The organism is Catellatospora sp. NPDC049133, assembly GCF_040648455.1.
Lineage (GTDB): Bacteria > Actinomycetota > Actinomycetes > Mycobacteriales > Micromonosporaceae > Catellatospora > Catellatospora aurea.
This window is the reverse complement of record NZ_JBEZDT010000074.1, coordinates 1-9,480: the sequence shown is the minus strand read 5'-3', so window position 1 is coordinate 9,480 and position 9,480 is coordinate 1. Positions and strand designations below refer to the sequence as shown.

Below are 9,480 nucleotides of genomic sequence, written 5' to 3'. Positions count from 1 at the left end.
TGTCGGCCAGTAGTGCCGGTCCCGCCGCGGCGCAAGCCTCGACCTGGTAGCGGTAGACGGCGATGATCAGGTCGGCCCGCGTCGGGAAGTGCCGGTAGATCGTGCCGAGGCCGACGCCGGCCCGGGCGGCGATCTCGCGTACGGGCGCGTGGACGCCGGAGGCGACGAAGGTCGCGGCGGCCGCGTCGAGCAGCGTCTGCTCGTTTCGCCGGGCGTCGGCGCGCTTGCGGGGGGCGGGCGACTGCGACCCGCTGTCGATGCCTACCACTTTGCTGTTGCCTCCGTCACTCGTGTGGGCAAACGGAACAGCGTTCCGTATCGTGGTTAGCGGAACGCTGTTCCGTTTGTTCAGCATGCCAGAGCGGACGCGTGCTCGCGAACCGCCACATCTCACAGGAGGACCAATGCAGTACCGCACGCTGGGCCGCACCGGAGTACAGGTCAGCACCCTCGTACTCGGCACGATGAACTTCGGCCGGCTGGGACGCACCACCCAGGACGAGGTCACCGCCATGGTCGACACCGCCCTGGCGGCAGGGATCAACCTCATCGACACCGCCGACATGTACGGCCAGGGCGAGTCGGAGCAGATGATCGGCAAGGCCATCGCCGGCCGCCGCGACGACATAGTGGTCGCCACGAAAGCGGGTCTGCCCATGGGCGACGAGCGCAACCACCAGGGCGGCTCGCGCCGCTGGCTGGTCAACGCGCTGGACGGCAGCCTGCGCCGACTCGGCATCGACCACGTCGATCTCTACCAGATCCACCGGTGGGACCCCAGGACCGCCGACGAGGAGACCCTGTCGGCGCTGACCGACCTGCAGCGCGCAGGAAAGATCCGCTACTTCGGCTCCTCGACCTTCCCCGCATACCGGCTCGTGCAGGCCCAGTGGGCGGCCCGGGACAACCACCTGAGCCGCTACGTCACCGAGCAGCCCAGCTACTCGATTCTGCAGCGCGGCGTCGAGGCCCACGTCCTACCCGTGGCCGAGCAGTACGGACTCGGCGTGCTGGCGTGGAGCCCGCTGGCCTCCGGCTGGCTGTCGGGCGCGATCCGAAAGGGCCGGGAGATCACCACCAGCCGCTCGGCATTCATGCCGCAGCGCTTCGACACTGCCGTCCCCGCCAACCAGGCCCGGCTCGATGCCGTCGAGCGGCTGGCCGCGATCGCCGACGAGGCCGGCCTGACGATGATCCAGCTCGCGCTCGGATTCGTCACCGCGCATCCCGCCGTAACCGGCGCGATCATCGGCCCCCGCACGATGGAGCACCTGCACTCCCAGCTCGCCGCCGCGGACACCGTGCTGCCCGCCGACGTGCTCGACGCCGTCGACGCGGTCGTCGCACCCGGTGTCGACCTGGCCGCGCACGAGAAGTTCGACACCCCGCCGGCCCTGCTCGACGCTGCGTGGCGACGGCGCTGACGCCCGGCGCGGGTCTGGCTACAGCGGCGGGCCGGCGTGCCCGGGCGGCTCGGTGCGGGCGGTGATCCCGGTCAGGATCAACTCGATGCCGGCGAGGAACTCCTCCCGATCATCGTGATCGAGCAGCGGCGTGTGACCGCGTATTCGTTCGGATCGAGCTGCGCCCGCGCGGCCGAGACGGCACCCAGGGACGCGGCCCGGCTCGTGCCCGGCTGGTGTGCCTGGTGCGCGCGGGCGTCGGCGGCGTTTCCGCCCATGCCGAGGATGTAGCTGGGCAGCGCGGAGGCGGCGGTGAACCGTGCGCGGTGGGGCACGCCGAGCGCCCGGACCTGGCGTCCGATGAGTTCGAAGACGCGCAGCATGGGCGAGTGCCACGGCGCGCGGGCGAGCGGAGAGCTCATGGCTGCCGATCCGGACGAATGTGATCTTGAATGTTTCGTCGTCTAAGGCCCTGACGGGCCCTTCGTCATGCTGAACCTGCTGCGCTTCACCGGCGGCGGGCGCGCACGGTACGCCGAGTGCGCGCGACGAGCCCGCGAGGTCGTCGCCCCTCGCTACGGAGTCACGACCGTGTACGGCGGCGGCGGCGCACTGGTGGCCGAGAGCGGGCCACAGTGGGACGCGGTGCTGCTGGTGGCCTATCCCGACCGGGCCGCCTTCGGCCGGATGGTCGCCGCCCCCGACTGCCGGCAGATCACGCACCTTCGTGCCGGGGCGCTGTCGGAGGCGGTGCTGCAGCCCACCCGTCCCTGGGGCAGGTAGGAGGGAGCACCGGCGAGTCCGCCGTACTGCTCCGGCGGACTCGCCTGCGCCCGCGACCCGTGGAACGGCTCGACGGGCGCGTGGCGTTGCGCGGCTACCAGCGCAGCTGCCCGTGTTCGTCCTGGAGGGTGCCGGTCGGGCCGTGCTCGTCGAGCGTGGCCAGGCGTACGACGGTCCTGGCGCTCTCGACGGCGGGCCTTCCGAAGCCGTAGGCGGCGGTCATGTCGGTGGCGGTGGTGCCGGGCTCGACCGCGTTGAACTTGATACCCGGCTGGGACTTGGCGTACTGGACGGTGAGCATGGTGGCTGCCGACTTGGACGCCGCGTACAGGGTAAGCGGGATGTTGAATTCCGGCCGCTCGGGATTGGTGACCGCCCAGAAAGATCCCATGCTGCTCGAAACGGTGACCACCGTGGGGTTCGCGGATTTCCGTAGCAGTGGCAGTGCCGCCTCTGTGACCCGGACGATTCCTACCGCGTTGGTGTCGAACGCCCTCAGGGCCGCCGGTCCGTCGACGACTCCGTCGGCGAGGATGCCCGCGTTGTGCACCAGGACGTCGAGCCGCCCTTCGGCCGCCTCGACGGTTGCCAGCGCGGCGGTCACCGATGCGTCGTCGGTCACGTCGAGCTGCACGAATCGTGCGCCCAGCGCCGCTGCGGCCGTCTCGCCGCGCTCGACGTCACGGGCGCCGATGTAAACGGTGTGGCCCAGCTCGATGAGCTGCTTGGCGGTCTCGAAGCCGATGCCCTTGTTTGCGCCGGTGATCAGTGTGATGGTCATGCGTTTGCCTCTCGCTGCGCGACCCGACTTTTGTACCGTTCGGTTGGCCAACCATAACAACTTTTGTACCGTTCGGTTGGTGAGCTGGGACACGATTTGTACCGATCGGTAGGATGGTTCCGTGAGCACCAAGACCCCCACCACCGGCCGGCCGAAAGCGTTCGACGAGGAGACGGTCCTCGACCGGGCCACCGAGGTCTTCTGGCGGCACGGCTACGAGGGTGCGTCGCTGAGCGCCCTCACCGACGCGATGGGCATCAACCGGCCGAGCCTGTACGCCACGTTCGGCAACAAGGAGCAGTTGTTCCAGCGCGCCTTCGCCCGATACCACCAGACCCAGGTCGCCACCGCTCGCGCGGCACTCCAGCAGCCCACCGCGTACGCCGCCATAGAAGCGTTCCTGCGCTCCAGCGCCGACGGACTCACGGACGCCGCCCACCCCGCAGGTTGCCTGTCTGTCCAGGGCGGGCTCGCCTGCTCACCGGAGAACGCCCGGATCTCGGAGATCCTGGCCGCCGGCCGGGCCGCCACCGAGTCCGCGCTCCAGAACCGGCTGTCCCGCGCGGCCGAGGACGGCGACCTCCCGGACGGCATGGATGTCCGGGCACTGGCGCGGTTTGTGATGGCGCTCAGCGAGGGCCACGCCGTCCACGCCGCGGCCGGCGCCAGCCGCGAAGACCTCCAGGCCTCCGTCGACATCGCCCTGCGAGCGCTCATCGCGCCGCCGGGCCGATGAGCGGCCTACCGGGCGGCACCATCGTCCCGGGCGAGCCGGTTGCGGTCACCACTGGGCGCGCTGTCGCCGGCAGCCCGACCGTCGTCATGCAGTCCGGGTTCGGCAACGCCGGCGACATCTGAAGCCTGGCCGACGCCCACCCGCCTGCGGTGGCACCCGGAGTGGCGGCCTTCACCCGGGTTTGCGTCTACGACCGTCCCGGCTCGCTGATCACCACCACGACCACCGGCGGTGACGTGACAACCAACCGCTCCGTCGCCGGCCGCCGCGCGCAGCACACCGGTGCCGCCCATGCCCCGAGATTCCGCCGAACTAGTCACCGAACGGCACACCCTGCTGGCCGTCGCGGGCCACCGGATCGCCTGCCCTGCTGTACGTGAACGTCGCGGTCAGCCTGCTCGCCGCGGCCGGCCTCGCCGTCGGCGGGGCAGGGGCGGCCGTCAGGGTAGGAAGGCCTTGGCGGAGCCCCAGAGCACGGCGCGGTTTACCCGGTCGGGATACCGGACGATCATCGCCTCGTAGAGCTCGTGGTACGTGCGCGCCTGCCGCGCAGCCGCCAGGAAGTCGTTGATGTAGCGGCGGGTGTCGTCGACCTGTTCGGGGCTGTCCGGGTCGCCGTCGCGCTTGTGGCCCGCGACCACCGCCCGGGGTCGCAGGCCCTCGATGGTGTCCAGAGCACTCAGCCACTGCTCGGCACCGTCTCCTGTGGCCTCGCTGAGGTACGGGTGCACGTCGCCGTACACCGCGTCGCCGGCGACGACCAGCCCGATCGAGGGCACGTGCAGGGCGCTGGTGCCGTCGGTGTCGGTGTGCCCGAGCTCGATCGCCCGCAGCGTGTGCCCCTCCAGTTCGAGCGTGCCCGGGGTGAGCGGCTGCACCGGCACCTGCCGGCCGGAGATCTGGTCCGGGAACCGGGATCGCCAGAACGAGTCGAACCACCGCGGCTCGTACTGGCCGCCCACCTGCGCTGCCACGCCAGGTGTCGCCCTTCCGACGCTTGTCGGTCGCGATCCCGGCCGGGCTGATGCGAGCCGCCCCTTCAGACGGCCGGCAGCGGGATGCCCATCCCCGAAATGCAGTGATCATAACGTCGTGACCTGGACCGCCAAGCCACAACGCCGGCATGCTCGGGCCGAGCTGGTCCACGCAGCCGCCGGACATCACGAGGCGGCGGCGGAGCCGCTCCGCCGCCGCCTCGTGTGATCAGCTCGCCAGCGACGCGCGGTAGAACTCGAACGGGTCACGCGCCAGCGACGCCTTGACACCGGCGCTCCACTCGTCGACGACGACCTCCAATCTGCCCGCCTCGACGCCGTCGAGAGCCGCGCGGACCACGTCCGCCGGGTCGACCTTGGAACCCTGGTAGGCGGCCGACATGTCGGTGTCGGCGGAGCCGAGGTGTACGCCGGTTACCAGCGTGTTCTGCTTGGCGAGTTCGAGCCGTGCGCCGTTGGTGAGGCTCCACTCGGCGGCCTTGGCGGCGCTGTAGGCGTTGGCGCCGTCGTAGGAGAACCAGGACAGCGCGGAGAGCACGTTGACGATCGCGCCTCCGCCGTTGGCGGCCAGCAGCGGGGCGTACGCCCTGATCATGCCGAGCGTGCCGTAGAAGTGGGTGTCCATCTCCAGGCGGATCTGGTCCAGGTCGCCGGTGACCAGGTTGGCCCCGGTCAGTACACCGGCGTTGTTGACCAGCAGGTCGACGTCGGTGGTGGCGGCCGCCGCGGCGGCGATCGACGCCGGGTCGGTGATGTCGAGCCGCAGCCGCTCCACGCCGGGGATGTCGATCGATTCGGGGTTGCGGGCGGTGGCGTATACCTTGGCCGAGCCGCGTTCGAGCAGCAGCTGGGCGAACTGGCGGCCGATGCCGCGGTTGGCGCCGGTGACCAGGGCGATGGAACCGGAGATCTTCATGTTTCCTCCTCGGTGGGACGTGCCGCCGCTAAGCTAAATGCTGACGTTGACGTCAGAGGCAAGTCCCGTGAGCGGGGTCACCGAGAGGCGAGCACATGCGTATCGGCGTGCTGGCGGAGAAGACCGGGGTGAGCGTGCGTGCGCTGCGCTACTACGAGGAGCAGCGCCTGCTGTCCGCCGTGCGCAGTGGCAGCGGTCAGCGGCACTACCCCGACAGCGCGGTGGAACGCGTACGGCTGATCCAGCAACTCTATGCGGCAGGCCTGGCCAGCAAGACGATTCTGGAGCTGCTGCCCTGCGTCGACGCCGAGGTGAGCACCCCGGAGTCGATGGCCCGCCTGATCGCCGAACGGGACCGCATCACCGCGCAGATCGACAGCCTCATCGCCACCCGGGACCGCCTCGACGCCGTCATCCACGCCGCCGTGGACTCGTCCGCGTCGTGCTCGTCCGAGGCTCTCGCCGAACACCTTCGCCGCAGGACGGCCGCCGGCAGCCGACCGGATTCGGCCGAAGCGCCGCTCCTTGCCCCGGCGGGCCGGGCGACCCGGGGGAGCTGAAACTTGGCGGAGGGCGGGACCCGACGGTTCAGGTCGTCCGGAGACACCCGGGCCCGACAGGTGCGGAGGAATTCGCCGAGTTCCGAACGTCCAGCCATGTCGTCCACGATGGCGCAACGGGCGGCGGCACGGTCGGGAGCCGGGCGGTCCGCTGGATCCCCGGTGCAGCGGGTGGTCATCGCATTCCCAGGCAGGCAGTTCCCGGGGTGTCGCTGGGCCTGATTAAGGCTGTCGGCGACCCGGGGTCAGGGGCAACGATTGGTGGCGTCCCCTTCCGGGGGCGTCGGGCATCAGCCAGGGCGGGTGCGGCTTCGCCCGTACCGCCAGGTCGGATGCCCGGCCAGTTGCGACTCGCCGGTGCGGCGAGCTGACCAAGGAGTGTTTCTCATGGCTTACCCCACGACCGGTCCGGCTACCTGGTTCGTCACGGGAACGTCCCGTGGACTCGGCCTGGAGCTGGTCAAGCAGTTGCTGCGGCGGGGTGACAACGTCGCGGCGACGACCCGCTCGACCGACCGCCTCGTGCAGGCCCTGGGATCGGTGGACACGTCGCGGCTGCTGCCGCTGCAGGTGGACCTGGCCGACCAGCAGCAGGTCACCGACGCGGTGCGCGAGGCGGCGCAGCGGTTCGGCGGGATCGACGTGGTCGTCAACAACGCCGGCTACGGTTTCCTGGCCGCGGTCGAGGAGGTCACCGATGCCGAGGCCCGCCAGATGTTCGACGTGCAGATCTTCGGGGTCTGGAACGTGCTGCGGGCCGTCCTGCCGGCGTTCCGGGCCAGTCGCAGTGGGCACGTCATCAACGTGTCCTCGATCCTCGGGCTGACCGCGTTCCCGGGCTGGGGCCTTTACAGCGCCGGCAAGTACGCCCTCAACGGGCTGACCGAGTCGCTGGCCGCGGAGGTCGCGCCGTTCGGCGTCAAGGTGAACCTGGTCGAGCCGGGCTACATGCGCACCGACTTCCTGCTGCCGCACTCGCTGGGCGTGGCCTCGGGCACTGCGGCGGGCTACGAGTCGATCCGGGAGATGACCGAGGCGCACCTGGCGATGCCGGGCACGCAGCTGGGCGACCCGGTCAAGGCGGCGCAGGCCATCATCACGATGGCGGTGTCCGGGCAGGCGCCGCTGCACCAGCTGCTCGGCTCCGACTCGTACCAGCTGGCCAAGGCCAAGATCGAATCGCTGACCGGTGACGTCGAGACGGGCCACGCCCTGGCCGTCACCACCGACATCAGCCAGCCCGCCTGATCGACCCGTCCCCCGGGTGGGGCGCCGGTTCTCCGCCGCGCCCCACCCGACGCACAAATGATCACCTAAGTAGATGTAGAGGTCCATCCAGTGTTTCGACATGAATCCGCAGCATCGACCCCTGACGGTGCGGCCCGCCCGCCCGTGTCCCGCCGGACGCTGCTCGGCGCCGCGGCCGGTGTCGCCGCCGGCGCGGGCATCCTGGCCGCCACCGGCTCCGCGCACGCCGAACCGGTGACCGCCAGGCCGCCGGACTTCGCCCGCGGCCGCCCCGTCATGTTCCGCAACGCCACCGTGGTGACCGGCGACCCCCGGATCGGCACCGTGCGCGACTGCGACGTTTTCGTCAGCGGGCAGACCATCCGCGCCGTCGGCCGCAACCTCTCCGCACCCGGCAACGCCGCGGTGATCGACGGGCGTGGTTCGATCCTCATCCCCGGCATGATCGACACCCACCGGCACATGTGGCAGACCGTGATCCGGGGCCTGGGCGCCGAGTGGACCATCGCCAACTACTTCAGCTGGATCTACCAGCAGTGGGCGAACTTCTGGCGGCCCGAGGACCTGTACGCCAGCAACCTGCTGTCCATGGCCGAGGCGATCAACGCCGGTGTCACCACCAGCCTGGACTGGTCCCAGGACCTGAAGAACTACGAGTTCGCCGAGGCCGCCGCCCAAGGCCTGTTCGACTCCGGCGGCCGCGCCCGCCTGGCCTACGGCTACTCCTTCGCCCCGCCGCACGAGTGGGTCACCAACGGCGACGTCGCGCGGCTGCAGCGCGAGCGCTTCTCCTCGACCAACCAGCTCGTCACCCTCCAGCTCGCCTGGGACGGCACCGGCCTGCCGGAGGAGCCGGGCTTCCCCGAACGTCCGGCATGGGAGTTCGCGCGCGAGCACGACCTACGGGTGACCCTGCACTCCGGTGTCCGGAACTGGAAGGAGGACCACCAGCTCCGGCTGCTGCGGGACAACGGCTTCCTCCTGCCCACCAACACCTACGTGCACTGCGGCACCATGTCGGAGGACTCGTACCGGATGATCGCCGAGTCCGGCGGCAACGTCTCGATCGCGGCGGAGAGCGAGCTCAACGCCGGGCAGGGCTACCCGCCCACCGGCAGGATCCACGGCCACGACATTCCGGTCTCGCTATCCAGCGACACTCAGGTGTGGTGGAGCGCTGACATGTTCGCCGCCATGCGCGCCACCCTCAACGCCGACCGCGGTATCGACCACCTGAGGGCCCACGCCGAGGACAAGACCGTCGTCAACAACAACCTGCGCACCGAGGACGTGTTCCGCTTCGCCACCCAGGGCGGTGCCGACGCGCTCGGCATGGGCGGCCAGCTCGGTTCGATCACGCCGGGCAAGCTGGCCGACCTCGTGCTCGTCCGGGCTGACACGCCGTCGATGGTGCCGCTGATCAACCCGGTGCACCAGCTGGTCTTCCACGCCCAGCGCGGCGAGGTCGACACGGTGATGGTCAACGGCCGTGTCATGAAGTACGGCGGCCGCCTGCTCGGCGACGGCTTCGCCCGGGCCCGCCGCCTGGCCGAGGCCAGCGCGAACCACCTGCGCGAGCGGATCGGCGAGCGGCAGTGGACCGAGGCCCAGAACCCCGGCCCCTTCCAGGTCGACTGACCTGCTCGAGGTGGGGGCTCACCGCCGCCGTCGGCGCGGTGAGCTCCCACGCCGTGGGGCGGCTGGTCTCGTGGCGGTGCCGGGCGGGCTGGCGCCGCCACGAGACGAGCTCGGCATCTTCTCCCGAGTGGCCTGCGTCAACAGCTGGCTCGCGGCCGAACGGGGACTGGCGCTCAGCCAGGCCGCCAACGGTGTCATCGACATGCCCGACGCCCAGGCGATCGTCGCCGCCGCCGACGCCGCCAACATCGACGAGGAGATCTTGTGGTCGGCGGCCCGCAACGTCGGATACCCGATCCTGGGTCTGGTACGCGAGATCGGACGTAGCGTCTCTGATTACCTGTGTTTGCCTGAGGGAGTCAGGCGTTTCGGGTGGGGGCGTGGCCGTGTCGTGCCGGGTCCGTAGTCGCCGGTGAGGGT

11 protein-coding genes and 1 pseudogene are annotated in these 9,480 nt (G+C 70.5%); 7 read left to right on the top strand and 5 right to left on the bottom strand.

The features are described from left to right. Positions 1–268 (bottom strand): helix-turn-helix domain-containing protein (locus AB0B35_RS41720; protein WP_361057345.1); only part of this gene is annotated, 268 nt, incomplete at its 3' end. A 136-nt stretch (positions 269–404) separates the two neighbouring features. Here AB0B35_RS41720 and AB0B35_RS41715 point away from each other — a divergent pair. Continuing rightward, positions 405–1,424: an aldo/keto reductase gene (locus AB0B35_RS41715; protein WP_361057342.1), complete on the top strand. Its 1,020-nt coding sequence runs from the start codon at positions 405–407 to the stop codon at positions 1,422–1,424. Between the two features lie 77 nt (positions 1,425–1,501). On the opposite strand, the gene AB0B35_RS41710 is transcribed toward AB0B35_RS41715, so the two are convergent. Then, positions 1,502–1,825, bottom strand: a complete 324-nt coding sequence (locus AB0B35_RS41710) for a hypothetical protein (protein ID WP_361057339.1) — start codon at positions 1,823–1,825, stop codon at positions 1,502–1,504. Positions 1,826–1,892: 67 nt separating this feature from the next. Between AB0B35_RS41710 and AB0B35_RS41705 the strand changes: the two genes are divergently transcribed. After that, positions 1,893–2,186: a hypothetical protein gene (locus tag AB0B35_RS41705; RefSeq protein ID WP_361057336.1), complete on the top strand. Its 294-nt coding sequence runs from the start codon at positions 1,893–1,895 to the stop codon at positions 2,184–2,186. Between the two features lie 94 nt (positions 2,187–2,280). Here AB0B35_RS41705 and AB0B35_RS41700 read toward each other — a convergent pair whose 3' ends face one another. Further along, on the bottom strand, positions 2,281–2,967 hold the full coding sequence (locus AB0B35_RS41700; protein WP_361057333.1) for an SDR family NAD(P)-dependent oxidoreductase: 687 nt from the start codon (positions 2,965–2,967) through the stop codon (positions 2,281–2,283). A 121-nt stretch (positions 2,968–3,088) separates the two neighbouring features. Here AB0B35_RS41700 and AB0B35_RS41695 point away from each other — a divergent pair, with 121 nt between their 5' ends. After that, positions 3,089–3,703 carry a TetR/AcrR family transcriptional regulator gene (locus AB0B35_RS41695; RefSeq protein WP_361057330.1) on the top strand — a complete coding sequence of 205 codons (615 nt, stop codon included), beginning with the start codon at positions 3,089–3,091 and terminating at the stop codon, positions 3,701–3,703. 440 nt (positions 3,704–4,143) lie between these two features. On the opposite strand, the gene AB0B35_RS41690 is transcribed toward AB0B35_RS41695, so the two are convergent. Both AB0B35_RS41690 and AB0B35_RS41685 read right to left on the bottom strand, forming a co-directional pair. Beyond that, the gene (locus tag AB0B35_RS41690; protein WP_361057327.1) at positions 4,144–4,677 is read right to left on the bottom strand and encodes an MBL fold metallo-hydrolase; all 534 of its coding nucleotides are present in this window, start codon (positions 4,675–4,677) and stop codon (positions 4,144–4,146) included. A 229-nt stretch (positions 4,678–4,906) separates the two neighbouring features. After that, positions 4,907–5,614 (bottom strand): SDR family oxidoreductase, encoded by a 708-nt coding sequence (locus AB0B35_RS41685; protein WP_361057324.1) that lies wholly within the window; start codon positions 5,612–5,614, stop codon positions 4,907–4,909. A gap of 95 nt (positions 5,615–5,709) precedes the next feature. On the opposite strand from AB0B35_RS41685, the pseudogene AB0B35_RS41680 reads away from it, so the two are divergent. The 4 genes and pseudogenes from AB0B35_RS41680 to AB0B35_RS41665 all read left to right on the top strand — a co-directional run. Continuing rightward, positions 5,710–6,036: pseudogene (locus AB0B35_RS41680) on the top strand (MerR family transcriptional regulator); the annotation flags it as partial. A gap of 525 nt (positions 6,037–6,561) precedes the next feature. Further along, complete coding sequence (locus AB0B35_RS41675) at positions 6,562–7,422, top strand: SDR family NAD(P)-dependent oxidoreductase (RefSeq protein ID WP_361057321.1); 861 nt, start codon at positions 6,562–6,564, stop codon at positions 7,420–7,422. Between the two features lie 144 nt (positions 7,423–7,566). Beyond that, positions 7,567–9,060, top strand: coding sequence for an amidohydrolase family protein (locus AB0B35_RS41670; protein WP_361057318.1), 1,494 nt, complete (start codon positions 7,567–7,569; stop codon positions 9,058–9,060). Positions 9,061–9,130: 70 nt separating this feature from the next. After that, complete coding sequence (locus AB0B35_RS41665; RefSeq protein WP_361057315.1) at positions 9,131–9,466, top strand: hypothetical protein; 336 nt, start codon at positions 9,131–9,133, stop codon at positions 9,464–9,466. Positions 9,467–9,480 lie beyond the last annotated feature (14 nt).

Bases quoted from the DNA above. Each gene is read 5' to 3' on its own strand.
- AB0B35_RS41715 (WP_361057342.1), top strand. From the start codon at position 405: ATGCAGTACCGCACGCTGGGCCGCACCGGAGTACAGGTCAGCACCCTC.
- AB0B35_RS41710 (WP_361057339.1), bottom strand. From the start codon at position 1,825: ATGAGCTCTCCGCTCGCCCGCGCGCCGTGGCACTCGCCCATGCTGCGC.
- AB0B35_RS41705 (WP_361057336.1), top strand. From the start codon at position 1,893: ATGCTGAACCTGCTGCGCTTCACCGGCGGCGGGCGCGCACGGTACGCC.
- AB0B35_RS41700 (WP_361057333.1), bottom strand. From the start codon at position 2,967: ATGACCATCACACTGATCACCGGCGCAAACAAGGGCATCGGCTTCGAG.
- AB0B35_RS41685 (WP_361057324.1), bottom strand. From the start codon at position 5,614: ATGAAGATCTCCGGTTCCATCGCCCTGGTCACCGGCGCCAACCGCGGC.
- AB0B35_RS41675 (WP_361057321.1), top strand. From the start codon at position 6,562: ATGGCTTACCCCACGACCGGTCCGGCTACCTGGTTCGTCACGGGAACG.